The organism is Saccharopolyspora sp. NPDC000995, assembly GCF_053599315.1.
The window spans coordinates 1-23,540 of record NZ_JBSFLZ010000115.1 but is presented as its reverse complement, the minus strand read 5'-3'; the positions used below and the strand labels follow the sequence as shown (position 1 = coordinate 23,540).

Here is a 23,540-nt window from a genome sequence, read left to right as displayed (position 1 = left end):
ATCCTGCGGCCAGACACCACAAGACTGCCGCAAGATCATCATCCCGGGCCTGCCCAACACACCCTCACTCAACCCGAGAATTAACCACCAGGGTCATGGCTGGTAGGAAAACAACCGGTTCCCGCGCAAAAGCTCTGGAATTGGAGCGGTCCGAACGGAGCGCGCAACCAGAGAAAGGAAGCACGATGGGAATCCGCGAGATCGTCGAGACACCGCCTCGACCGGTCTCGCGGCTGCTGGTCTCCAGTAACCCGACCACCGGATGGGGGGCACTGAACTACTTCAACCCCGGCGCTCCGGATGGCTTGGCCGACTCACTCAATCCCGACGCCGACGAGAACACCCCCGTCCTACCACTGGACACCGACGGGATCGACTTCCCCCGCTCGGCGTCCCTGCCGCTGGAGACGGTGCGCGAGGCCATCGCCGAGTACTGCCGCACCGGACTGCGGCCGACGTGCGTGCAGTGGCAGCCTGGCAAGTGGTACTGACCGCCCCGGAAAACAACAAACGCGCCCCGCACCCGATGAACGGGATGCTGTTGGCGAATCCGTCCCGTCGCTGTTAGGTGGCGGGGCGGCGACATCACCCTAAAGTCTATCCGGCAGTTTTGTACTGCGGTTTCTGGGTTTTTACTGATTAGGTGTCTATTGTGGATAGATCTTTCCCAAGGGGCGCGGGTGCAAATCGTGTCGTCCCTTTGGTCTGAATGACCCGCTGGCCAGGCCGGTGGAGCCGCGCGGTGCTGACCCTGCGGCGTCCGCCCGGTTCAAGCCATTGGGGACATGCGACCTCGCTCGCGCCTGTCGTTTGAGCGACACGGGCCCGGGCCGGGTTCGGTGCCTGTCCGGATCTGTTGCCAGGCGGCGGCATCGTTGCGTGGGTACTGGCCTGGAATCGCGAGTGCGCGCTGCTGGTGTTCGGGCCAACTTTGTCGCGTCTGTGTGATGGTGATCTCTTGATCTTTTTCTATTAAGTTAGGCTAACCTTTGCTAGCGTTCCGGATGTCGCCCTGCCCGTTCCGGTCGCCGAGCTGAGGAGAAACGTGGCTGTCGACACCCTGACCGAATCCGTCGCCGAGTCCGTGTTCGATTGCGTGGGCAACACGCCCGTAGTCGCGCTGAACCGGCTGTTCCCCGAACCAGATGTTGAGGTGATTGCGAAGCTTGAGCTGATGAATCCCGGCGGGAGCATGAAGGACCGCTCCGCGCGGCACATCGTCGAATGTGGACTGCGCGAAGGGTCCATCCGCCCGGGAAGTCACCTGGTGGAGAGCAGTTCCGGCAACTTCGGGATCGCGCTGGCCATCGCCGCGCGCATCCACGACCTGCGGTTCACCTGCGTCCTCGACCCAAAGGCCGCCCCGGCCAACGTCGCGATCCTGCGGCACCTCGGGGCCGAGGTCGACGTGGTGACCGAACCGGACGAGATGGGTGGCTACCTGCACACCCGGATCCGCCGGGTGCAGAAGATCCTGGCGGGCTCGCCGGCGGCGATCTGGGTAAACCAGTACGCCAACGACCGGAACTGGGAGGCCCACTACCACGGCACCGGCGCCGAACTCGCCGAGCAGCTGATCCGACCGCCGTCGTACCTGTTCGGCGCGGTCAGCACCACAGGCAGCCTGCTCGGTTGCTCCCGGCGGCTGCGGGAGAGCTTCCCGAATCTGCGGGTGGCCGCGGTCGACGCCGTGGGATCGGTGATCTTCGGTGGACCGGCCGGACCGCGCGACGTGCCGGGCATCGGGGCCAGCCGGGTCCCGGAGCTGTTCGCCCCGGCGGAGATCGACGACGTGGTGCACGTCAACGACTTCGAAACGGCGGTGGGCTGCCGCGACCTGCTGGCCGCAGAGGGCATCTTCGCCGGTGGCTCGACAGGGGCGGTGGTCGCAGCCATCCGGCGCACGCTGCCCCGGCTGCCGCGCCCCTGCCGGGTGGTCGCGATCTTCCCGGACCGCGGAGACCGCTACCTCGACCTTATTTACGACGAAGGCTGGTTCGCCGCCGCCAGGCAGCGCTGCACGAACTGACGACGAGGAGATCTTATGTCTACTGAGCAATCCCCGAAGATGCTCTACCTGAGCCGCAGCGACATCGCGGCGGTCGGTGGTGCGGAGGCCGAGCTGTACGTGGAGGCGTTGCGCGCGGGGCTGATCGCGCACGCGGAGGGCAAGACCGTCCAGCCGCTCAAGCCTTACCTGCGAGCTGCCGGCACGCACATCGCCGACCGGATCATCGCGATGCCCGCGCACGTCGGCGAACCCGGGTTGTCCGGGATCAAGTGGATCGGCAGCAAACACGACAACCCGATCCGGCGAGGGCGGGAACGGGCCAGCGCGGTCATCGTGCTCAACGACCCGGAGAGCAACTACCCGGTGGCCGTGCTGGAAGGCAGCCTGATCAGTGCCTGGCGGACCGCCGGGGTGACCTGCCTGGCTGCCCGGCACCTGGCGCGCGGCGGGTTCACCGACGTCGCGCTGGTGGGCTGCGGGGTGATCGGGGGCACCCAGATCGCCGCGCTGCTGCAGCAGTTCGGGCACATCGAGTCGGTCCACCTCTACGACCAGCAGGCGGAGGCGGCGCACGCGCTGGCCGAGCAGATCAGCGGTGACCACCCGGCGGTCAAGGCGCGGGTCGCCGACACCGCGGAGGACGCCGTGCGGGCCGGTGATCTCGTCGTCCCGTGCACCGTCACCAGTCGGCCCTACCTCCCGTTCAGCTGGATCAAGCCGGGTGCGCTGGTGTGCAATGTGTCCATCATGGACGTTCACAAGGATGTATTCCTCAACGCCGACAAGGTCGTAGTGGACGACTGGGAGCAGTGCAACCGGGAGAAGAAGATCATCAACCAGCTGGTGCTGGAAGGTTCGTTCTCCCGCGAGCAGCTGCACGCCGAGCTCGGCGAGATCCTGGCCGCAACCAAGTCCGGGCGCACCGACGACGACGAAATCATCCTGCTCAACCCGATGGGCATGGCGGTCGAGGACATCGCCTGTGCCGGTGCGGTGTACGAGCGGGCGAAGAGCCGAGGTATCGGAACCTGGCTGGACCTGTACTGATGAGCGCGGAAGCGACCGAGCTGGTGATGCGGGACCTCGTCGATGTGCTGCTACAGGAGGACCTGGCCGGCTTCGGCGCCCGTGCCGAAGCCGACCAGTTCGCGGGGCTCGTCGGTGAACCGTTGGCTCCCGGTGAGCGGTGGTGCCGGGTGAAGCTGGCGGCCGGGTGGGTGTGCTGCCGGGTGCGGTCAGGTGGCGCGTTGCAGCGCTACCGGTACTCCCGTGGCCCGGTCTGGTTGGGCGGCGGCGGTTCGGCGGCGCGGCCGCTGCGGCCGGAGGAACTGCTGGTGCTGGCCGGCGGTGAGCTGGCCGGTGCCGCCGAGGTGTCCGAGGATGTGCGCGCAGCGGTCGAGCACGCCGAGGTGGTGCTCGGGCAGCGCGCCGCGCTCGACTTGGCGCCGCAGGAAGGCCGGTTGCTGGCGGGGGAGCGGTTGGCGGCGACGCGCAACCGACCCTTCCACCCCACGGCGCGGGCCGCGTCGGGGTGGACCTCCGGAGAGGTGGCCCGGTACGGGCCGATGCGCGCCGAACCGCTGGGCCTGGACTGGGTGGCGGTTCGGCGGGACCGGCTGCGCTTCGGCGCGGATCCCGATTCGCAGCGGCTGCCGGATCTGGTCCTCGACCAGGAGGGGCGGCAGGTTCTCGTCGATGTCGTGGACGACGAGTACCTGGCGATTCCGGTGCACCCGTGGCAGTTCGACCACTTGCTGCCCGCGCAGTTCGGCGAGGAGCTGGCCACCCGGGCCGTCATCCCGCTGGTTCGCGGTCTCGGCCGATTCCACCCCACCGCTTCCATCCGCACCTTGACCACCGCGCCCGAGACCCGGCGCCATGTCAAACTCCCACTCGGGATGGCCACGTTGGGAGCTACGAGGTTGCTGCCCCCGCGCTACCTGGCCAACGCCGAGCGGGCGCAGGAGTGCCTGCGGGAACTCGTCGATCGGGACCCCTTGCTGCGCCGCAGGGTTGCGCTGTGCGACGAGCGGATCTGGTGCGGCTGGCACGACCCCACCGACGAGTTCGGTGATCGGCCCGGCCAGCTCGCCGCCCAGGTGCGGGTCTACCCCGAGCTGGACGGACTGGTGCTTCCGATGGCGGCGCTGGCCGCCCACGAGTGGGACGTGCTGGCACCGGCGATCTCGGATCAGTTCGACCCGGTCGTTTTCTTCCGGGAGCTGGCGAAGTCGTTCTGCGAGTTCGGGTTCGCCTTCCTGCGCTGTGGGGTCCTGCCGGAGCTGCACGGGCAGAACGTCGTGGTGCAGCTGCGTGGCGCACGGGTGGAGCGATTCCTGCTCCGCGACCACGACACGCTGCGGCTGTTCCCGGAGTGGATGGCGAGCGCCGGGGCGCGGGACCCGGAGTACGCGATCAAGCCCGGGGCTGCGCAGTCACTTCGGCTGGAGTCGGCCGAATCGCTGGTCGGCTACCTCCAGACCCTCGGGTTCCAGGTGAACCTCTACGGCATCGCCGATGCGCTGTGCCGCCAATTCGGCCTGGACGAAGCCGTGCTGTGGACGCAGCTGCGCGTCGCGGTGCACGAATGCTTGCAACCGTTGCCGGCTGCGGTTGCCGAGGTCCTGCATGCACGGCTGCTGCGTGCCGCGACCTGGCCCAGCCGCGAGGTGCTGGGACCGCTGCTGCGCCAAGGCCGGTCTAGCGGTGTGAGCATGCCCGCTGGCCTTGGTGCGGTCCCGAATCCGCTGGCCTGCGGGGCGGTGGGCTGATGCGATCGTCCGGCCGGACGTTCGCCGTCCTCTGCCTGGGGCAGTTCGCCGCGACCGCAGGACTGACCATCGTGGTTCCGCTGCTGCCCTTCTACCTCGTCGGCCTGGGTACGCCGGAAGCCGAAATCCCCTGGTGGACGGCGGTTTCGCTGGCGGCCCCGGCACTGGTGCAAGTGGTCAGCGGACCGGTGTGGGGTTGGGTGGGCGACCGCTTCGGCCGCAAGGCGATGGTGGTGCGCGCGCACGCCGGCCTGGGCCTGGCCATCGCGCTCATGGCGCTGGCGAGCACCCCGGGCGAGTTCCTGACGTGCCGGCTGCTGCAAGGCATCTGCGGCGGCGTGGTCAGCGCGACAGCCGCATATGCGAACGCCGCAGCGGAGACCAACCGCCGCGGTCGTGCGCTCGGTTCCTTGTTCGGCGCCACCGCAGCGGGGTCACTGCTCGGACCGCTGGTGGGTGGACTGCTGGCTGGGCAGCTCGGATTCGGCCCGTTGTTCGCGGTGGTGGCAGGGCTGCTCGCGATGTCCAGCGTGCTCGCCGCCGTGCTGCTGACCGAACCACCGGGCCGCGCTCGGCAACGTCGATCAGCGCGGGTGGTGGCCGGGACCCTGCTGCGGTCGGGGGAAAGCCGTTCGATGCTGCTGGCCGGGCTCGCCGCTCAGACCGCGATCTACGCGCTGGTGGTGGTATTCGCGCCGCACGTCGAGCGGATGACGGGTTCGGTGGCGAGCGCGGCGGCCTGGGTAGGTGTGCTGCAGGCCGTGACCTGGTTGGCGTCGTGCGCGGGCAGCCCGTGGTGGGGTCGCCGAAACGACGTCCGACCCGCGCGGCTGGGTTTCGCCGCGGCCGCGGCCAGCTGCGGGCTCGCGGTTGCTCTCCAGGCGGTAGCGAGCGTGGAAGTGCTGGTGCCGCTGCGGCTGGTCCAGGGCTTCTGCTTCGCAGCCCTCGTGCAGTCGGTGCTGCATGTGACCGCTCGCCGGGTCCCGGACCGGGGCTGCGGCACCGCCTTCGGTTTCAGCACCGGGGTCCTCGACCTCGGCCAGGTGCTCGGACCGCTCGCGGGCGCGGCGTTGGCGGTCCTGCTGCCGCCCGCAGCGGTGTTCTCCCTTATCGGGGCGTTGCTGGGGGTGGCCGCGCTGCTGGCCCTAGCCGGCCGACCGAAATCCGGCGCGGAGCCCGTCCAGCCGGCTGAGATTCGCGAGAAGGTGTTGCGGTGAAGGACGTTCTGGCACGTGCCGCGGCGCGACAGCGCATGCTCAACGCGCTGGCGCGGGAAATCGGCGGAGAGGTGAGCAACGAGGCGTTGCGGGTTCCCCTGCGCGCGGCGGGCGGGGTGCTGCGAGCCGAGGTGCGGTACCGGTCGGAGTTCGGCCACCACTCCTACGGGCCCGAGGTGTTCCGGGAACTCGTCGACGGCAGCCGGCTCCCGGTCGACCACGACGAATTCGTGGCGCTGATAGCGGGTGAGCTCGCCGAACGGGGAGTCGAGGCACCAGCGGGGGCAGCGGAGGAGTTCAGCCGCCAGGTCGCCAACAGCGTCGCCAGGACGGCGCGCTACCTCTCCCGTGCACAACGCCCCACCCCCGTCACCCCGGAGGAGATCACCCGGCACGCCGAGCAGTCGCTGCTGTTGGGGCACCCGTTCCACCCGACGCCGAAGAGCGCGGAGGGATTCAGCGACGACGAACTCGCCCGCTACGCACCGGAACTCGGTGCGTCGTTCCAGCTGCACCACTGGGCGGTGGCACCCGATCTGCTGCTGGAGGACCGGGTGGCTGACGGGCCCTGGATCCCGGCGGAGGTCGAGGAGAAGGCCCGCGCCGCCTTGCACGCCGACCAGTCCGACTACGAGTTGCTGCCGGTGCACCCGTGGCAGGCGGCTTACCTCCAGCAGCAGCCGCAGGTCTCGGCGTTGGTCGACGCGGGACGGCTTGTGCCCCTCGGGCCGTTGGGCGCGGAGGTGTATGCGACGTCCTCGGTGCGCACGGTGTGCGATCCGGGCTTCGAGATCGCGTGGAAACTGCCGCTGCACGTGCGCATCACCAACTTCGTCCGCAACAACCCGGTCGAGCACCTGCGTCGCGCCGCCGACGCCGGCCGGCTGGTCGGCGACGCCGCGGACCGCTGGCAGCACGACGGGTTCGAGGTGCTGCCGGAAACCGGCTACCGAACCGTCGGCCCGGACGTCGTCGGTGACTTGGCGGCGGATTTCGCGGTGCTGTTCCGGCGGAACTCGTTCACCGGCTCCGGGACCGCCCCGCAGGTGCTCGCCGCGCTCCTGGAAGACCGGCTCGACGGGCGCGCGCCGGTGCTGGTGGACCTCGTGGCGGAAGCGGGCCCGCTTTCGCCCGGGCACGTCGCCGACTGGTTCCTGGCGTACCTGCGGATCTCGTTGGGACCGGTGCTCGCGGTGTTCACCGACCACGGCATCAGCTTCGAGGCCCACGTCCAGAACACCCTGCTGCACGTCGAGGACGGTTGGCCCCGGTGGTTCTTCGTGCGCGACATGGAAGGCACCAGCGCCAGCCGCGACCGCGCCCGGCCGGGGATCGTCCCGCCGGACAGCCCGGTGCTCTACGACGACGCCGAAGCGTGGCTGCGGCTGCGCTACCACCTCGTCACCAACCACCTCGGCCACCTGGTGGCGGTGCTGGGCCGGTGCACCCCGGCGAGCGAGCGGCAGCTGTGGTCGGTGGCGCGGGACTTCCTGCGGCAGTGCCCCGGTCGCTACGCCGCGGAGCTGCTGGCAACGCCGGTGCTGCCGGCGAAGGCGAACCTGCTCAGCCGCTTCGCCGAGCGCGGCGAGCACCCGCTCTACGTCGACGTCCCCAACCCGATTCGCGAGGTGAACCGATGACTGCGGAGCTGGTGCACGCGGCACTGACCGCACCGAGCTTCCTGAACGTGCGGCGCCGGGTCTTCCGCCAGCTGGTGGAGTCCCTGGTCTACGAAGGCGCGCTGAAAACCAGCCAGGACGGCGACCAGCACTTCGTCGACGGCGCGGACGCAGCCCGTGCGGGAGTCTGCTACTCGTTCCGCGCGGTGCGCCGGTTCGGCTTCGACCGCGTCGGCCTCACGTCGGTGGTGCGGCGCGGCGACACCGAGGCGGAGTCGATCACGTTGTTCCTGGCCGAAGTGCGCGATTCGCTGGACGCCGACGCCGATTACCTGACCGGCTTCGCACGTGAGCTGGAAGAGACCCTGTTCAAGGACGCACTGTCGGAGCACGTCCGCACCGAGCGGCGGACGGAACTGTCCACTGCGGACTACGACACCCTGGAATCGGCCATCACCGATGGCCACCGCTACCATCCCACTTACAAATCACGGCTCGGGTTCGACGCGGCGGACAACATCGCGTTCGGGCCGGAGTTCGCCAACCCGGTACGTCCGCTGTGGTTGGCCGCGCACCGCCGCATCACCGAGATCAGCGCCTCCGCATCGGTCGACGACCAGTACGTGGCCGGCCAGCTCGGTCCGGTGGCCGCCGAATTCCACCGCCGCATCCAGGAGCTCGGGCACGATCCGGGCGACTACGTGCTGGTCCCGGTGCACCCGTGGCAGTGGCGGGAGCGGATCGCCAGGGCGTTCTCCGACCAGATCGGCCGCGGTGAGCTGATCCCACTCGGGACCGATCCGGATGACTTCGGCGCGCAGCAGTCGATCCGCACCCTGGCCTGCTGGGACGATCCGCGGCGCCCCTACCTGAAGCTGTCGATGTCCATCGTGAACACCTCGACGAGCCGGGGTTTGGCCGCGCACACCGTGCGCAACGCAGCGCGCATCACCGACTGGCTGCGGCAGGTCGTTGCGGGGGACGATTACTTGCGCGACGAGCTGCGCCCAGTCCTGCTCGGCGAGGAGCTCGGCGTGTCGGTGACCCCGGAGCCCGGGCTGCTGCAGGCGGACACCTACGGGGCCTTGGCCTGCATCTGGCGGGAGAGCCTGCACCGGCACCTCGAACCGGGGGAGCGCGCAGTGCCCTTCACCGCACTGGCCGCGTGCCAAGTCGACGGCACACCCTTGATCGACCCGTGGGTGCGCGAGGTCGGTGTCGAGCAATGGGTGCGGCGCCTTGTGCGGGTGAGCGTCCTGCCGCTGGTCCACCTGCTTTGCCGACACGGCATCGCGCTGGAATCCCACGCGCAGAACATGGTGTTGGTGCACGAGAACGGCACACCGACCAGGGTGGTGCTCAAGGACTTCCACGACGGGGTCCGGTTCTCCCGCGCGCACCTCGCCGAGCCGCAGCGGTGCCCGGAACTGGCCGGGACCCCGGCGCACCACCAAAACCGCAACTCGTTCGTCGAAACCGGCGAACTCGGCCTGGTCACCGACTTCCTGCTGGATGCCTTCTTCTTCATCAACCTCGGCGAGCTCGCCATCTTCCTCGCGGATCACTGCGACCTCGACGAGCGGCGGTTCTGGCGGCTGGTGCGCGACGAGATCCGCGCATACCAGCAGCGGTTCGGCGAACTGGCCGACCGCTTCGCGCTGTTCGACGTGTTCACCCCGACCATCGAGGTGGAGAAGCTGACCACCCGCCGACTGCTGCCCGACACCGAACTCCGGCTGCACACCGTGCCGAACCCGCTCGCGGAGGTGGACCGGTGCTGAGGCACAACACCGTCAAGCAACGCCTTTCCGGAAACGGCGAGAGTTACGGGCTGTTCTGCTCGATCCCGTCTCCCGCCCTGGTGGAGATGATCGGCTGCGCCGGGTACGACTTCGTCGTCCTGGACACCGAGCACAGCCTCGTGGACCCGCAGCAGCTGGAAAACCTCATCCGCGCTGCAGAAGCCGTCGACCTGGTCGCCTTCGTCCGTGTCCCGGAAGCCGATTCGGGCGCGATCCTTCGCGCGCTCGACGCCGGCGCGCTGGGCGTGGTCGTGCCGCACGTGCGGACCAGAGCCGATCTCGATGCGGCGATCCGGGCCGCGCGGTACGCGCCGGAGGGCATGCGCAGCCTCAACGGTGGTCGGGTGCCGGGCTTCGGACGCATCGAGCTGACCGAGTACGTCCGCCGCGCCAACGCGGAGATCATGGTGATCGCGATGGTCGAAGACGCCGAAGGCGTCGACGAACTCCCGGCGATCCTGGCCGGTGGCGGAGTCGACCTGGTGCTGGAAGGCGCCGCCGACCTGTCCCAGTCCTACGGCGTGCCGTGGCAGACCCGGCACCCGATGGTCCGCGAAGCACTCCAGCGGGTGCACACCGAGTGCAAGGCGCACGGCGTGCCGTTCTGCGCGATCCCGCGGACCCGAGAAGACCACGAGCAGTGGCAGGCCGCCGGTGTCCGCACCTTTGTCCTCGGCGAGGAACGCGGCCTGGCGGCCCGTGCGCTGCGCACCCACCTCGACCAGCACCGGGGGACGACCCATGCGTGACCGACTGGTGAAACTCGTGCAGGACCGCATCGGCGGCGAACCAGTGTGCCTGTTCGCCTACGACCTGGACCAGCTCACCGAACACGTCCGCACCGTGGTGGAGTCACTCCCGCCGCGGTGCCGGATGTTCTACGCGATGAAGGCCAACAGCGACGATCGGCTGTTGCGCGCCCTGGCGCCTCTGGTCGCCGGGTTCGAGGTCGCTTCAGGTGGGGAACTAGTCAAGGCGCGAGCGATCAGAGCGGACATCCCGGTGATCTTCGGCGGGCCGGCCAAGACACCGCAGGAGATCGAGCAGGCGTTGGTGCAGGGCGTCACCCGCCTGCACGCGGAGAGCGTGCTGGAATTGCACCGGATCTCCGAAGCCGCGACCCGGCTCGGCCGCACCGCGGACGTGCTGCTGCGGGTCAATTTGGCCGGTCCTTTCCCGAGCGCGACCCTGGCGATGGCCGGGCGCCCCACCCAGTTCGGGATTTCCGAACAGGTCCTGCCGGATGCGGTCATCGCGGCGCAGACCCTTCCCGGGGTGCGGTTGGCCGGCTTCCACCTGCATTCGCTGTCCAACAACCTTTCCGCGCCAGCACATCTGGAACTCCTCGAGCACTACCGGCGCATGGTGTCCGGGTGGGAAGGGAAGTTTGGACTGCGTTGCGAGGTGCTAAACGTCGGCGGCGGGATCGGGGTGAACTATGTGAACTATGCGGACCTGGGAGAGCAGTTCGACTGGAGGCACTTCGCCCGCGGGCTGCCCGCGGTGGTCGCCGGATTTCCGGACCACCTGCGAGAGATCGACTTCGAATGCGGCCGGTACCTGGTCGCCGAATCCGGCTCGTACGCGGTCGAAGTCCTCGACGTGAAGCGCAACCACGGCGTGGACTACGCGTTGGTGCGCGGCGGCACCCACCACTTCCGGCTCCCGGTTTCCTGGCAGCACAGCCATCCGTTCACCGTGCTGCCGTTGGAACAGTGGTCGTCGAGCGCACCGCGTCCGGAGCTTCGCAACACCCGGGTCACCGTGGTCGGGGAGCTGTGCACCCCCAAGGACGTGCTCGCGCGCGACGTGCCGGTGGCGCGGATCCGGGCGGGTGACGTGCTCGTCTTCAGCCACGCCGGAGCCTACGGCTGGGAGATCTCGCACCACGACTTCCTCAGCCACCCGCATCCGGAACACGTCTACTACGGCGACATCTGGTCAAGTCAACGGGCGGTAGGAACGGCGCGACGCGGCCAGGACGATTCCGTGGATGGTTGCGGGCGTTCGCGATTCCCCGGTACGGCCGCTGATCGCAATGGAAGCGGCGCCGATGACAGCGGACACGCTCACGGCGTGCTGATCGGGCGATCACAGCACACCAGTTGTGCCCAGCAGCGCGCCGACGGCGTAGGTAGCGCCGAGTGCCAGCGCGCCGCCGACCACGACTCGGACCGCGGCTCGTAGTCGGGACCCGCCACCGATCCAGGCGGCGATCGCGCCGGTCAGGGCGAGCGCGGCGAGAGTGGCGGCGAACGTCACCGGTATGCGCAGACCGGGACCGGGCAGCAGGATTGCGAGTATCGGCAGGACGGCGCCGATCGCGAAGGAGACGAATGAGGCGATGGCGGCATGCCACGGGCTGGCGACGTCGTCCTGGTCGATGCCGAGCCGCTCGCGTACCTGTGCTGCGAGTGGGTCGTGGGCGGAGAGCTCCTCGGCGACCCGGCGTGCGGTGTCCGCAGAAATTCCTCGTTGCTCGTAGAGGTGGGCGAGGGCCTGCTGCTCACGCGCAGGGTCCTCGTCCAGCGCGCGGCGCTCCCGCTCGATGAGCGCGCGTTCGCTGTCGCGCTGGCTGGAAACCGACACGTACTCGCCGAGGGCCATGGACACCGCGCCGCCGATCGCTGCGGCAAACCCGGCCGTGAGAATCGGTCCGGTGGAGACCGTCGCGCCTGCCACGCCGACGAGGACTGCCGCGGTTGAGACGATCCCATCATTGGCGCCGAGAACACCGGCCCGCAGCGCGTTGAGCCGCTGTTCCAGCGGGAAGACGCGCGGCCGATCCAGCTTGGGAGCATCCTCACCGAGGGATCTATCAGCGAGATCCGAGATAGTCACGATTCGGGACATTATCCCGATATTATACGGATTGCAATCAAGGAGAGTCTTACCTTGTTTCCGTCATTTGTCGTGCAATTAGGAAAGGCTCTCCTTGAACAGGTAAGCCTCTTCTGAGCTGTGGCTCAGGGGTGGATTCGGCCGGCAAGGTCGTTGCAGGCAAGGGAATTCTCGTCTCAGGCAAGCCTCAACTGATTTACGCGCGGAGGGTGAACTTATTATGAGTGCGGCTGCGCTACTAGCGCGGCTGCTAGTACCGCGTCCCCACTCCGCGCGACAATCCGATCGGGTCCCTCATGTGGTTCGACGCCACATCCGCCCTCGTTCCCGCTGATGGCACGAATGCCGAGTACGTCGATTACTTCACCACGGTGGCCGTGCGGCGGCGCACCACCGACATCGCGGTCGCCTTCGCGGATTCGTCGCCGCCGGACTCGGCGGCCGGGGCCGTCGTGGCGGCCAGCGCGGTACAGCGTCGTGCTCAGGCGACGCGGTCGGCACTCCTTCCTCGGGTCTTCTCCGCCTCTTCGCGCAGCGATTGCCACACTTCCCGGTAGCGGTCGAGGAAATCGGTGCTCAGCCGGATCTACTCGACGTTGCGGGGCCTATGCAGCGGAATGCCGACGCGACGGCTTCCTCGAGGTCGTGGGTCACGAAGATCACCGCGGCGCCGGTGCCCGACACAGCCGCAGCAATTCGTCTCTGCATGAGTGCGCGGGTTTGCACGTCCAGGGCGCTGAACGGCTCGTCCATCAGCAGGATGGACGGCTCGTTTGCCAGCGTTTGGGCCACGCGACCCGCTTGCGCATGCTGTCGGGGATAGAGCTGGTGCGGGTAGTAGTGCTCGAACCCGGCCAAGCCGACCCGGGCGACCAGTCGCGGGCCTTCTCCCGCGCGGAACTCTTCGACTCGCCCGGTACCGCGGTCCGGCCGCGAGGTTGTCCACAACGGACCGCCATGGCATTACCGCGCGTTCTGGAACATGTAGCCGATGCCGTCGGGAATGCCGTGCACCGGCAGCCCCGCTAGCGCAGTCGGTCATCCGTCGCTGTGATCGGCAGCTGCGCGGGAGCGCCGGACGCCCGCCAGCTGATCCCGCGCTCGCAGTCCTAGCCCCGGGGCACGGTGTTGCGCCGGCTGCTCTGGCCCCTGGTGTGCCCTCCGTGGAGGACGGAGGCCGAATTGACCAGTGCGAGATGGCTGAACGCTTGGGGGAAGTTCCCGGTGAAGCGCCCCGTGGTGGAGTCGTACTCCTCGGCGTAGAGCCCGACGTCGTTGGTCAGACCCACGAGTTCGGCGAACATCGCCTCGGCTTCGCCGCGCCTGCCGCTGAGGGCGAGCGCGTCGACCATCCAGAACGAGCACGCCAGGAACGCCCCTTCCCGGCCGTTGAGCCCGTCGACCGAATGCCCGTTCCCGGCCTCCGTCGAGTACCGGTCGACGAGCACGCCGTGCTGGAGGTTCTCCTGGACTGCGCGGATCGTGCTGCGGACCCGCTCGTCGTCACCGGGCAGGAAACCGACCGCGGGGAGCAGCAGTGTGGCGGCGTCGAGCGTGGCACCGCCGTAATACTGCGTGAACGACTCCAGGTCTTCGTTCCACGCCTTCGCCAGCACTTCGGCGTGCACGGCGTCCCGGATCTCCCGCCACCGGTCCGCAGGGCCAGGCAGCCCATCCTCCTCGGCGGCGCGCACGGCGCGGTCGAACGCGACCCAAACCATCACCCGGGAATGGGTGAAGTACCGGTCGGGGCCGCGAACCTCCCACAGACCCTTGTCCGGCTTCTCCCAGATCGTCTCCAGATGGCCAAGCATGCCGACCTGCATGGCCCAGGACTGGGCGGACTCCTGCGCGCCGCGTTCGCGCGCCAGGTGCAGCACATCCATGACTTCGCCGTACACGTCGAGCTGGAGCTGCCGGTAAGCCGCGTTGCCGATCCGCACCGGACTGGCGCCCTGGTAGCCCGGCAGCCAGTCCGCTTCCCACTCCAGCAGGTGCCGCTCCCCGTCGACGCCGTACATGATCTGCAGTTCCGATGGATCGCCCGCCACCGCGCGCAGCAGCCAAGACCGCCAAGCCGCCGCTTCGGACATGCAGCCGAAGTTGTCCAGCGCCAGCAGGACGAGCGTGGCGTCGCGCAGCCAGCAGTACCGGTAGTCCCAGTTCCGGTTGCCGCCGAGAGCTTCGGGCAGCGATGTCGTCGCAGCGGCGACCATGCCGCCGGTGGGCGCGTAGGTCAGGGCTTTCAGCGTGACCAGCGACCGGTACACGGCCTCGGCGTGCGGACCGAGGTAATCGATCCGCTCGGTCCACTCGCGCCAGAACTCTTCGCTGTCCCGGGTCTCCTGCAGCGGATCCATCGGCGCGGGCAAGTCCTCGGGATCGGGCGACCACTGCATCACCCAGGAGTAACGCTCGCCGGCACGGACGCGCAAGACCAGCTCGTGGGCGCGTTCCTCCGGCAGGCGCTGCGGCAGCAGATCACCACGCAGCACAACGGTTTGCGGTCCCGCGACCGCCACGATGCACCGGTCCGCGACGGGATCGCTCCCCTCGCGCCGGTGCACCCAGGGCATCGAGTCGCCGTAGGCGAACCGAACCGCCCAACGCATCGTCAGCTCCGTGTCCCCGGAGACGCCTTCGACCATCCGCACCAGGCACGGCTCGTCGTCCTGGTTCTTCTCGTGCGGAGGCATGCTGTCGACCAGCCGCACGACGCCGTCGGCGGTGTGGAATTCCGTTTCCAGAACTAGGGAGTTGTCCCGGTAGCGGCGCCGCACTTCCCGCACTTGGCCGCTCGGGGCGATCCGCCAATGGCCGTCTCGTTCGTCGCCGAGGATGCGTGAGAAGCACGACGGGGAGTCGAATCGTGGAAGGCACAGCCAGTCGACCGATCCGTCCTTGCCGACCAGCGCCGCGGTGCGGAGGTCGGAGAGCAGCGCGTAGTCCTCGATAGAGCCAGGTCCGCTGTGCTCGTTGAGATCATCGTCCACGCTGATCGAGGCTATACCGTTCGGGAAACGTGTAAAAGCGCTCACCGAGTCAGCGACTTACGCCGCTGGCGTTGACCCGAGCTAGAGCAGCGAGAGCTGTACTGGCTTGGGTCCTCCCGTGGCGGTACCCGCAGCGCCGCAAGGGGTCGTCTTACGTGGGTTTCCATCGGGCTCGTTTAGCTTCACGGCGCAACTCGCCGAAGAGGTCTCGTGCTCAACGAGAGCAGCGAGGTCGCGTGCGGCGTTGATGTCCCGGTCCAGGACCAAGCCGCACGCCTGACATTGAAAGATCCGTTCGGACAGGCGCAGTTTGGCTTTCACCACACCACAGCCCGAACAGGTAACATGGCCGCGCCAACCGCCGGTTGCGCATCATGCCGGTAACGTTGAGGTCGTCCAGCACAATCGCACCGTGTTCGCGTACGAGCAGGGTGGAGAGTTTGTGCAACCCGTCGCGGCGCGCGCCTGCGATCTTCGCATGCGGCTTCGCGATCCGGGCTTGGGCCTTACGCCACCCTGCCGAACGCTTCCCTTGGATGCGCTTGCCGCCTCCGGTGCGCCGCGCGGCTTGGCGTTGCAACCGGCGTAGTTCACGCTGTGCGATCTCCAGGTCACGACCGGTCGCGGACAAGGCTGCTTCCAGGTGTTCGACACCGAAGCGGGTCAACCGGTCACGCTGCTCCACCACGATCCGGGTGATTCCAGGATCGGCGAGGATTTTCCGCAGCTTCGAACGAGTCCCGTTCAGTCCGAGCCGACCTCGGTCACCACCGCATCGAGCGAGATCCCACGTGTGCCGCACTCTTCGGCCACATGACCAACCTGCCTGGTGAGGTCGTCTTTCTGATCCGCAGACGACACCCGGCAGTACGCCACGGTCCGACCATCCAGTGTCTTCGGTGGGTCCACGAGGATCGTTGCGGTCGGAAGTTCGGGCGGCACGGGCAGCGTTCCCGACGCAGAAACCCGAACAGTTGGCCCCCCGACCGGCGCGCTGACCACGCCCTGCGGGCGCGATCTCAGCTGCGGACGGCGTTGCTAGTCTGACGTTTCGAGCAGTTCGCAGATCAGCAGGCACACGTCGTCCTCGTGCGCCTCGCAGTTGAGAAGTGTGCTCAGCAGGTGCTCCGCGCGCTTCTGCGGCGAACGGGTCCGCGCCGCTGCATAGGCCGCGGCCAGCCGCGCGAGCCCGGTGTCGATGTCCTCGGTGCGGCGCTCGATCAGGCCGTCGCTGTAGAGCACTACGGAGGATCTCGGCGAGAGCTCCACCTCGTGTTCAGGAACTTTTTGGTGGAACGGAACGCCGAGCATCGAGGCGTTCTCGCCTTCGAGATACCTGACGCCTCCGTGCGGATCGTCCAGCAACGGCGGCGGATGACCGGCGCTTGCCCAGCGCATCGCGTTCTCGGCGACATCGACCTCGACCACCACGGCGGTCGCGTAGGAGCGGATGTCCCATGAGCGGAGGAGATCGTGCACGAGTTGCAGCGAAAGCGCTGGGCGATGCCCCTCCAACGCGTAGGCGTGGAGGGCGTTCTGGAGCCTGCCCATGACCACCGCCGCGTCCAAGCCGTGTCCCGTGACATCGCCAACGGTGAGCACCGCACTGCCGTCCGGTCGCGTCACCGCGTCGAACCAGTCGCCTCCCACCTGCACGCCGCTGGTCGCCGAGCGGTACCTGGCGACCACGTCCAGCTTCTCCGGGACGACGAGCCGCGGCAGCATCGCCCGCTGCAGCCGTTCGGCGAGTTCGTGCTCCCGCTGGTAGTCGTTGATGTTGCGCAGCCCGACAGCGACGCGCACCGCAACCGAATTGCTGGTGGCCAGGTCGGATTCGCCGAAGATGCCGTCCACCCGGTGGAAGTCGAGCACGCCGAGGCTCCGCGGGCCAGCGGTGAGCGGCACGCTCAACCGGGCCGTGTCCACACCTGCCGGTTCGCCGGTCGCCAACGCACGGCGGGTGCTCTGCGCTGGTTCCGCGTCTTCGTCGCCGATCGCCTGGAGGTTGTCGTCTTCCAGTGTCCACATGGTGATCGCGTCGGCGACACCGCGCGCCCGTAACAGCTGCACCAGCGCAGCGCACATCTCGGTGCTGTCCAAGGAAGTAGCCGATGCCCGGCTGACGTCGTCGAGGAACGCGTTGTGCCGACGTTCCCGGTCGAGCTCGCAGTGCAGCGCTAGGAGACCAGCGTTGGTCTGCGAGAGTTCCGCGCGGTGCCAGCTCAGCTCTTCCTGCTGCTGTTTGAGCTGTTCCACGAGCTCGCCCAGGGTCTGCACGAGGACGTCGTCCGGCTCGGCCGCGGCGAGTCGCGCTGCCACCTCCGGCCAACGCAGCGCGGCTGAACTCCCCGGCGCCCGCAGAATCGCTTCCAGCTGCTCGCGGGAGCCCATCAGGCCCTGCTCCCGCCGAGCACCACCACGCACGCGTCATCCCGCCGTCGGCAGTGCTGCCCGAGCAGCCAGCCGGCGACGACGGACGGGTCGTGACCGAACACGTCGGGTCGGTCCTCCGGGGTCCAGCGCTGCGTGACGCCGTCGGTGTGGAGGATCAGCCGTTCGGCCCCGGTCCACGGCCGCTCGTACTCCCGACCGGGGCGCAGCCGAGGCGACCGGTGGCCCACGATCCCGGGCAGGGACGGCAATTGCTCGCTGGTCCCCGCAGGTTCGGAGTGCAACCGGGCGGTGACGTTGCCGATCCCGCAGAACCGCAGGGCGCCGCGCGCCAGGTTCATCTCCGCGACCGCAACCGTCGCGCCGCGGGTGGGGGCGAGCTCACCGCACAGTTCCGCCAGCAGGGCGGCCGGCTTGAGCTCCGGGTGCGTGCTGGCGAAATCGACGGCCGCGGCGGTGGCCGCCGCCGCGGCGGGCCCGTGGCCCAGCCCGTCGCTGACCACGACGACGACCCGGTCGCTCGCGGCGGTCACGCACCACCCGTCGCCGGTCACGACCTCACCGGGGCAGGTGTACTGGGCGGCGCCGATCCGCAGCGCGCCGGGCCAGCCGTCGGTCGTGCCCCAGCGTGCGAGCACTACCGTGCCGACGCCCTCGCGGGAAAAGATGTCGAATTCGTCGGCGAGCCGCCGGGCCGCACCCAGCCCGGTGCCGAGCGTCCCCGCGGTCGAATGGCCGTCGCGCAGGCTGTCCGCGACACGATCGATGCCGGGACCACGATCGCACGCCACCAGGTCCAAGCGCCCGGGTTGCGGCACGGCGGAGAACAGGCCGTCGGACGCGTGCTTGCGCAGGTTGCTGGCGAGTTCCGAGGCCACGACGGCGACCCGGTCGACCGATCGCTGCGGCAACTGGGCGACCTGGGCCGCATGGGTGGCGAGCTGGCGAGCGCGGGCGACGTGCGCTTCCTCCGCGATGGCAAGCGCTGTGCTCCTCACCGCAGCACCGCCTTGCGGGCGATGAACACCACGGTCACGGCAGTTCCCGCGCCGGGGCCGGTTTCGATGTCGAACTCGTCGGCGAGCCGGCGAGCTCCGCTGAGACCGAGGCCCAACCCGCCGCCGGTGCTGTAACCGTCCTGCAGAGCGAGGTCGACGTCGGTGATCCCGGGCCCCTCGTCGCGGAAGGTGATCCGCAGCCGCGCCGGACCGCCCGGAGCCTCGTCGAGCGTGGCGGTGGCCTTGCCGCCGCCACCGTGCATCAAGGTGTTGCGCGCCAACTCGCTCGCGGCGGTCACCGTCTTCGTCTGCGCCACCAGGGAGAAGCCGGCGGACAGGGCGAGCTCTCGCACCACCTGCCGGACCTGCACGATGTCGCGCTCCGCAGCGATCGGGACCTCGTGGGCCGTGCGGGGCGCGCTCATCTGCCCTCCACTGACCGGTTCGGCGAGGCGATGCTCAGCAGCGCCATGCCGTCCGCGACTGTTCGCGCGGTGCGCAACCCGGGCAGCGTGAGGCCGAGCTCGACCAGGGTGATGGCGACCTCGGGACGCATGCCGACCACGACCGTTTCCGCCGCCAGCAGCGAAGTCGCCGCAGCGATGTCGTAGATGGTGCGGGCCAGGAAGGAATCGACCAGCTCGAGCCTGGAGATGTCGATCAGCACTCCGCGCGCGCCGACGGCGACGACCGCATCGGCGAGGTCCTGTTGGAGATCGAGCGCGGCACCGTCGGTGAGCTCGCCTTGGAGCGTGGCGACCAGCGCCCCGTCGAGCTCCAGGATCGATGCCGAGGCCACGACCGTTACCCCTGGTCCGCAGGGACGACTGCGAGGCCGGTTTTCCGCAGCGCGTAACTCAGGGCGTCGGCCAGCGACGCCTTGGTGACCAGGTCACCGAGGTCGATGCCCAGTTGGACCATCGTCTGTGCGATCTGCGGCCGGATTCCGCTGAGGACGCACTCGACACCCATCAGGCGCGCGGCCATCGTGGTATTGAGCAGGTGTTGCGCGACCATGGTGTCGACGGTCGGGACGCCGGTGATGTCCAGGATCGCCACTTTCGCCTGCTGCACGACGACCTGCTCCAGCAGACCCTCCGTCGCGGATTGGCTGCGGGTGCTGTCGAGCGTGCCGATGAGCGGGACGGCCAGCACCCCGTCCCACAGCTTGATCACCGGTGTCGACAGCTCGGTGAGCTGCTGGCTCTGCATCGAGATGGTCTCGGTTCCCGCGGTCAGCTCCTCCTGGAGCTGGACCATCCGCAGCGCGTCCACCGCGGAGGACAGCGCCAAAGCCCCATCCGTGACGGCAGGCGCTGCGGCGCGGTGCTCCCACCAGAGGCGCAGCAGGGGTTCCTTCAGCGCCAGGAGGTCCAGCCGTCGGCTGGCGCCGCCACCGGCGCAGGCCCGCAACATCGGTCGCACGTCGTCGAACCCCGCGGCCTCCGGGTCGTGCTCCTGACCGTCCCGGACCGCACGGAGGACGCTGTTCAGCAGCTCGGTGCACCCACCCATCGCGTCGACCGTCCGCTGCTCGGCGAACGTCCGCAACAGCGACCATTCGCGCACCACGTCGGGCTGCCGCTGGCCGAGGAATTCAACGAGTTCGCGGCGAACCTCGTCATGTGTCACGACGCTCATGTGGTCAACTCCCAACCGACACCGACACCGACACCGCCAACGCGCGCTGCTTTTTCTTGCCCTGTGGCAAACGTAAACCACGTCCACCGGCCGGATCCACCGGGGGCGGACGACGTCGATCATCCTGCCGGTCGAACCGGTTCCACCGCAATAGTGTTCGCGCCGAGGTCCGCGCGGCGCCACGGCAGCCGGGCGCGGAGACGCGCAGCGGCGAGCTGATCAGGCATTTAGATGCGGCTGGGGCTCCGCGGGCTCCGCCGCGTCCCAGGTCATCCGGACGGTCGTGCCGACCTGTTCCGGGAGGACTTCCACGTGGTCGGCGAGGGACCGGATCAGCACTAGGCCGCGTCCGCCGTGCTCGCCGGAGTCCTCCGGCTCCGCACGGATCCGCCACCGGCCGTAATCCTGGACCGCGATCTCGATGCGGGCGGAATCGAGGTGGAAGGCGGCCCGGACGCTCAGCACGCCACCGCCGTCGGGGTAGGCGTGCGTGACGACGTTGGCCATCGCCTCGTACGCCGCGAGCGCGACCGCTTCGGCGCGCTCGTCGGTGACCCCGTTGCCGCTGGCCCAATCGGTCAGCGCTCGGCAGATCGGCCGCAGACGTCCGGGCTCCGCGGGTACCTCGTGCCAGTGCGGGGGATCGGGAGGGGCCGCCGCGACTCGGTCGGCGCTTCCATTCAGGCTCATCGTCCAGGCCTCGTTTCGACGTCTCTGCTCGCACGCTCTCGATCCGACCAGGGCCCGATGAACCGCTGGACGATGCGCGTCGCCTGCCGTGAAGTTCGAACTGCCGGGCGCGAACGGTGGGGTCGGCATTCGCGAGCGAGCCCCATGACCCCGGTGCGCAGGCGGCAACGTTGGAGTGGAACGCCACGTTAACACCGGTGTTCCGTTGATCAGCTGGAGGTCGGTGCGCGTGCCCGCCGCAACTGTTTGTCTTCTGGCAAAGATATCCGTTCACAGCGGGTCAGTGCTGTCGCAGGCTGCCGCGATCCGGCGGCGGTGTATGAGATAGTGGCCGCTGTGACTAGGTTCGAATCGTCTTCGCCGGAATCGACCACCTCGACGCCGCTGCAGACCGCGTCGTTCGCCGTGGAGCAGCGCGGTTCGGCAGCGGTGCTGACCGTCTCGGGTGAGATCGACATGGTCACCGCCCCGAAGCTCCAGGAACAGCTGACAAAAGCGGTCGCCGACGAGGTCTCGGCCCTCGTCGTGGACCTCTCCGGGGTCAGCTTCTTCGCTTCGGCCGGTTTGTCGGCTCTAGTCAACGGCTACACCCTGGCCAACGAGCGCGGGGCAGAGCTGCGAGTGGTGGCCACCAGCAGCGCCACCATCCGACCGCTGCAGATCACCGCGCTCGACCGGAAGATTGCGGTCTTCGACTCGCTCGAGAACGCCCTGCAGGGCGGGCAGTCCTGACCTGCGGTCCGACGAGCAGCCTATCTCGTGGACGTGGTTGATCCCTTCGCCCGGACGTGTGGGGGCGGGTGAGCCGGTCCGGCGCGGTGGCCGGCCTGCCTCGCGGGTGGACACGGTGATCCGCGGTGCGCAACAGCGCAGCCGCGCACCGCGAATCACCGCGCCCATCACCGAGCCCCGTCCGGTGGTTCGAGCGCGGCGCCCAGGTTCGGCCGGCAGTCCAGCACGACGTTGAGACCGGCGGCGCGCAACTCGTCCATGAGCGCCTCGCTGGCCACGACCACGCGGAAGGCGATTTCCCGGAACTCCGCCCTCATCGTCATGTACGCGCTGGTGAGCATCTGCAAGCCCGGGAGGTCGAGCTCGTCGACCTCGTTCAGATCCACCACGAGCACCTCGACGTCGGCGGTCAACCGCGAAACGAGGACGTCTTCGAGCGAATGTCCCGAGCTCGCGTCGAACTGCCCGCTGACGGTCGCCACGAGCGAGCCGCCGCGTGGACTCGAGAGCTGGACGTGCGGCGGGGAGGCCGCCGCGGACCGCTCCAGCAGCTGAAGTGGTCTCGCTTGCCCGGGGTCTTCGGAGGTGGAGTCCGGAACGGTCATGCTGCGGTCCTTTCTCGCTGCTGGGTGCACGGCTGCAGCCCAGCGATCCATGCCGTTCGACCTGTCGGCCAGATGATCTATACCCGGGGGCGGGCAGCCCCAAACCCCTCCCCGTCAAACTGCGCCGAATGCGCCGTGAACGGGCGCGTGCGGTTGTCGACGGTCTGCGCGCCCGGCCGGCGCGAGCACGTCTTCATCCACGCTCGGCGAGCTCCGAGCCGTGCTGCTGGTGGCGCCGTTGGACGCGTCGCGTCCAGGGGCGGAGGTGGAGCACCGCACGCGCCGAGGAGCACGATGAACCCGGCTGCGATCGCTGGTTTTACTGGTACTTGGCCGCTTCCCGCGGCGAGAGCTGTGGTGGTTGTCGCGCACACCGCAGTCAAGGCACTGCAGACGCACTTTTCCGGTTTGCTAGCACTAGAACGAGACGTACTCTTCGATCGCCCGAAGAAGGCCGGTTTTTGGGGCAGCTGGAGACCCTGCTGGTTAATTTCGTCGCGGTGTCGGGGCTGTTTGGGAAGGTGCGGGCGTGAAGCGAATGGGCCGTTCGTGTCGTCTATCGAGGTGAACAGGCCGTTCACCGCAAACCGGTTGGCGAGGCAGAACCGGACCAATCCCGCGGTGAAACCAGCCCTCGCGGAATTAGCCAGCAGGGCAGCTGGAGCACCGATTTCCGCCAACAGCGCATGTTGCGAATCCGCCGGTCCGCCTTGGGCTTCTTTGGTGGCGCGAAGGTTGAAGTCGTCGTGGACCAGCGTCAAGGGCTCGGATCGGATGCCACATCTGGCAACGGAATTCAATCCTGAAATCGCTGGTCGATGGGTCGACCGCTGCGGTTGGGCGCTTGGCGCGATGCGCTTGGACGGCCGGGCGCGAGCTGCCGGATCTGGTGCCTGATGGGTCTCACGTATATGTTTGTCCAACGGCAAATAAATGGCCGAGCGCGGTCGCCGCCGACGGCGGGCCCGATGGCCTGCGCTTCCCGTGGTGAGGACTGCAGGCGGGAGTCGTCGAGGTATGCAATGCGCGTTGGACTACTTGCTCACTGGCTTCGCGGGAACCTGCTTGTCCCTGCTGCTCATAAAGATTCGGCGCCGCACTCCGAACAGGCGGTGACCTTGCTCGAACGGCGATCGACTAGGCCTTCATCAAGCGTGTCGGGTGGGTAGATCCGGCCTGAGGTAAGGCAAAGGCCTTATCCTGCTTGGGTTTGCGACTCCAACGCATCC

Annotated in this window: 23 protein-coding genes; 11 read left to right on the top strand and 12 right to left on the bottom strand. The window is 68.6% G+C overall.

Features of this window, described 5'->3' with window-relative positions:
- The first annotated feature begins 185 nt into the window (after positions 1-185).
- From ACWDKQ_RS28350 to ACWDKQ_RS28310, 9 genes are all read left to right on the top strand, one after another.
- A complete protein-coding gene (locus ACWDKQ_RS28350; protein WP_450141826.1) occupies positions 186-491 on the top strand; it encodes an Imm1 family immunity protein in 306 nt (101 codons plus the stop codon).
- A 554-nt stretch (positions 492-1,045) separates the two neighbouring features.
- Entirely contained in the window at positions 1,046-2,029 is a 984-nt protein-coding gene (gene sbnA, locus ACWDKQ_RS28345) for a 2,3-diaminopropionate biosynthesis protein SbnA (protein ID WP_450141825.1), read from the top strand.
- Positions 2,030-2,044: 15 nt separating this feature from the next.
- On the top strand, positions 2,045-3,058 hold the full coding sequence (gene sbnB / locus ACWDKQ_RS28340) for a 2,3-diaminopropionate biosynthesis protein SbnB (RefSeq protein ID WP_450141824.1): 1,014 nt from the start codon (positions 2,045-2,047) through the stop codon (positions 3,056-3,058).
- Entirely contained in the window at positions 3,058-4,782 is a 1,725-nt protein-coding gene (locus ACWDKQ_RS28335; protein ID WP_450141823.1) for an IucA/IucC family protein, read from the top strand. Before sbnB ends, ACWDKQ_RS28335 begins: the two co-directional genes overlap by 1 nt.
- On the top strand, positions 4,782-5,999 hold the full coding sequence (locus ACWDKQ_RS28330; RefSeq protein WP_450141822.1) for an MFS transporter: 1,218 nt from the start codon (positions 4,782-4,784) through the stop codon (positions 5,997-5,999). The genes ACWDKQ_RS28335 and ACWDKQ_RS28330 overlap by 1 nt, the downstream gene beginning before the upstream one ends.
- The gene (locus tag ACWDKQ_RS28325; RefSeq protein WP_450141821.1) at positions 5,996-7,639 is read left to right on the top strand and encodes an IucA/IucC family protein; all 1,644 of its coding nucleotides are present in this window, start codon (positions 5,996-5,998) and stop codon (positions 7,637-7,639) included. Before ACWDKQ_RS28330 ends, ACWDKQ_RS28325 begins: the two co-directional genes overlap by 4 nt.
- Positions 7,636-9,399, top strand: coding sequence for an IucA/IucC family protein (locus ACWDKQ_RS28320; protein ID WP_450141820.1), 1,764 nt, complete (start codon positions 7,636-7,638; stop codon positions 9,397-9,399). Before ACWDKQ_RS28325 ends, ACWDKQ_RS28320 begins: the two co-directional genes overlap by 4 nt.
- A complete protein-coding gene (locus ACWDKQ_RS28315; RefSeq protein ID WP_450141819.1) occupies positions 9,393-10,169 on the top strand; it encodes an HpcH/HpaI aldolase family protein in 777 nt (258 codons plus the stop codon). The genes ACWDKQ_RS28320 and ACWDKQ_RS28315 overlap by 7 nt, the downstream gene beginning before the upstream one ends.
- On the top strand, positions 10,162-11,607 hold the full coding sequence (locus tag ACWDKQ_RS28310) for a type III PLP-dependent enzyme (protein WP_450141818.1): 1,446 nt from the start codon (positions 10,162-10,164) through the stop codon (positions 11,605-11,607). The genes ACWDKQ_RS28315 and ACWDKQ_RS28310 overlap by 8 nt, the downstream gene beginning before the upstream one ends.
- On the opposite strand, the gene ACWDKQ_RS28305 is transcribed toward ACWDKQ_RS28310, so the two are convergent.
- Positions 11,512-12,261 carry a VIT1/CCC1 transporter family protein gene (locus tag ACWDKQ_RS28305; RefSeq protein WP_450141817.1) on the bottom strand — a complete coding sequence of 250 codons (750 nt, stop codon included), beginning with the start codon at positions 12,259-12,261 and terminating at the stop codon, positions 11,512-11,514. The genes ACWDKQ_RS28310 and ACWDKQ_RS28305 overlap by 96 nt on opposite strands.
- 296 nt (positions 12,262-12,557) lie before the next feature.
- Here ACWDKQ_RS28305 and ACWDKQ_RS28300 point away from each other — a divergent pair, with 296 nt between their 5' ends.
- Positions 12,558-12,818, top strand: coding sequence for a hypothetical protein (locus ACWDKQ_RS28300; protein ID WP_450141816.1), 261 nt, complete (start codon positions 12,558-12,560; stop codon positions 12,816-12,818).
- A 19-nt stretch (positions 12,819-12,837) separates the two neighbouring features.
- Here ACWDKQ_RS28300 and ACWDKQ_RS28295 read toward each other — a convergent pair whose 3' ends face one another.
- The 10 genes from ACWDKQ_RS28295 to ACWDKQ_RS28250 all read right to left on the bottom strand — a co-directional run bounded on the left by ACWDKQ_RS28295 (position 12,838) and on the right by ACWDKQ_RS28250 (position 20,974).
- Positions 12,838-13,209 (bottom strand): hypothetical protein, encoded by a 372-nt coding sequence (locus ACWDKQ_RS28295; RefSeq protein ID WP_450141815.1) that lies wholly within the window; start codon positions 13,207-13,209, stop codon positions 12,838-12,840.
- A gap of 161 nt (positions 13,210-13,370) precedes the next feature.
- Positions 13,371-15,254 carry a glycoside hydrolase family 15 protein gene (locus ACWDKQ_RS28290; protein ID WP_450141814.1) on the bottom strand — a complete coding sequence of 628 codons (1,884 nt, stop codon included), beginning with the start codon at positions 15,252-15,254 and terminating at the stop codon, positions 13,371-13,373.
- 81 nt (positions 15,255-15,335) lie between these two features.
- Entirely contained in the window at positions 15,336-15,575 is a 240-nt protein-coding gene (locus ACWDKQ_RS28285) for a zinc ribbon domain-containing protein (RefSeq protein ID WP_450141813.1), read from the bottom strand.
- Positions 15,469-15,939, bottom strand: coding sequence for a transposase (locus ACWDKQ_RS28280; protein WP_450141812.1), 471 nt, complete (start codon positions 15,937-15,939; stop codon positions 15,469-15,471). Before ACWDKQ_RS28280 ends, ACWDKQ_RS28285 begins: the two co-directional genes overlap by 107 nt.
- A 353-nt stretch (positions 15,940-16,292) precedes the next feature.
- Positions 16,293-17,678 carry a PP2C family protein-serine/threonine phosphatase gene (locus tag ACWDKQ_RS28275; protein ID WP_450141811.1) on the bottom strand — a complete coding sequence of 462 codons (1,386 nt, stop codon included), beginning with the start codon at positions 17,676-17,678 and terminating at the stop codon, positions 16,293-16,295.
- Positions 17,645-18,643, bottom strand: a complete 999-nt coding sequence (locus ACWDKQ_RS28270; RefSeq protein ID WP_450141810.1) for an ATP-binding SpoIIE family protein phosphatase — start codon at positions 18,641-18,643, stop codon at positions 17,645-17,647. The genes ACWDKQ_RS28275 and ACWDKQ_RS28270 overlap by 34 nt, the downstream gene beginning before the upstream one ends.
- Entirely contained in the window at positions 18,640-19,068 is a 429-nt protein-coding gene (locus tag ACWDKQ_RS28265; RefSeq protein WP_450141809.1) for an anti-sigma regulatory factor, read from the bottom strand. Before ACWDKQ_RS28265 ends, ACWDKQ_RS28270 begins: the two co-directional genes overlap by 4 nt.
- The gene (locus tag ACWDKQ_RS28260; protein WP_450141808.1) at positions 19,065-19,442 is read right to left on the bottom strand and encodes an STAS domain-containing protein; all 378 of its coding nucleotides are present in this window, start codon (positions 19,440-19,442) and stop codon (positions 19,065-19,067) included. Before ACWDKQ_RS28260 ends, ACWDKQ_RS28265 begins: the two co-directional genes overlap by 4 nt.
- 5 nt (positions 19,443-19,447) lie before the next feature.
- Positions 19,448-20,284: an STAS domain-containing protein gene (locus ACWDKQ_RS28255; protein WP_450141807.1), complete on the bottom strand. Its 837-nt coding sequence runs from the start codon at positions 20,282-20,284 to the stop codon at positions 19,448-19,450.
- 219 nt (positions 20,285-20,503) lie between these two features.
- The gene (locus ACWDKQ_RS28250; protein WP_450141806.1) at positions 20,504-20,974 is read right to left on the bottom strand and encodes an ATP-binding protein; all 471 of its coding nucleotides are present in this window, start codon (positions 20,972-20,974) and stop codon (positions 20,504-20,506) included.
- A gap of 336 nt (positions 20,975-21,310) precedes the next feature.
- Here ACWDKQ_RS28250 and ACWDKQ_RS28245 point away from each other — a divergent pair, with 336 nt between their 5' ends.
- Positions 21,311-21,706 carry an STAS domain-containing protein gene (locus ACWDKQ_RS28245; protein WP_450141805.1) on the top strand — a complete coding sequence of 132 codons (396 nt, stop codon included), beginning with the start codon at positions 21,311-21,313 and terminating at the stop codon, positions 21,704-21,706.
- Between the two features lie 167 nt (positions 21,707-21,873).
- On the opposite strand, the gene ACWDKQ_RS28240 is transcribed toward ACWDKQ_RS28245, so the two are convergent.
- Entirely contained in the window at positions 21,874-22,311 is a 438-nt protein-coding gene (locus ACWDKQ_RS28240) for an STAS domain-containing protein (RefSeq protein ID WP_450141804.1), read from the bottom strand.
- Between the last annotated feature and the right edge of the window lie 1,229 nt (positions 22,312-23,540).

What these genes read in the sequence shown, in the direction of transcription:
- ACWDKQ_RS28250 (WP_450141806.1), bottom strand. Translation starts at nt 20,974, where the DNA reads ATGAGCCTGAATGGAAGCGCCGACCGAGTCGCGGCGGCCCCTCCCGAT.
- ACWDKQ_RS28350 (WP_450141826.1), top strand. Translation starts at nt 186, where the DNA reads ATGGGAATCCGCGAGATCGTCGAGACACCGCCTCGACCGGTCTCGCGG.
- ACWDKQ_RS28320 (WP_450141820.1), top strand. Translation starts at nt 7,636, where the DNA reads ATGACTGCGGAGCTGGTGCACGCGGCACTGACCGCACCGAGCTTCCTG.
- sbnB (WP_450141824.1), top strand. Translation starts at nt 2,045, where the DNA reads ATGTCTACTGAGCAATCCCCGAAGATGCTCTACCTGAGCCGCAGCGAC.
- ACWDKQ_RS28240 (WP_450141804.1), bottom strand. Translation starts at nt 22,311, where the DNA reads ATGACCGTTCCGGACTCCACCTCCGAAGACCCCGGGCAAGCGAGACCA.
- ACWDKQ_RS28255 (WP_450141807.1), bottom strand. Translation starts at nt 20,284, where the DNA reads ATGAGCGTCGTGACACATGACGAGGTTCGCCGCGAACTCGTTGAATTC.
- ACWDKQ_RS28330 (WP_450141822.1), top strand. Translation starts at nt 4,782, where the DNA reads ATGCGATCGTCCGGCCGGACGTTCGCCGTCCTCTGCCTGGGGCAGTTC.
- ACWDKQ_RS28300 (WP_450141816.1), top strand. Translation starts at nt 12,558, where the DNA reads ATGTGGTTCGACGCCACATCCGCCCTCGTTCCCGCTGATGGCACGAAT.
- ACWDKQ_RS28335 (WP_450141823.1), top strand. Translation starts at nt 3,058, where the DNA reads ATGAGCGCGGAAGCGACCGAGCTGGTGATGCGGGACCTCGTCGATGTG.
- ACWDKQ_RS28265 (WP_450141809.1), bottom strand. Translation starts at nt 19,068, where the DNA reads ATGAGCGCGCCCCGCACGGCCCACGAGGTCCCGATCGCTGCGGAGCGC.
- ACWDKQ_RS28310 (WP_450141818.1), top strand. Translation starts at nt 10,162, where the DNA reads ATGCGTGACCGACTGGTGAAACTCGTGCAGGACCGCATCGGCGGCGAA.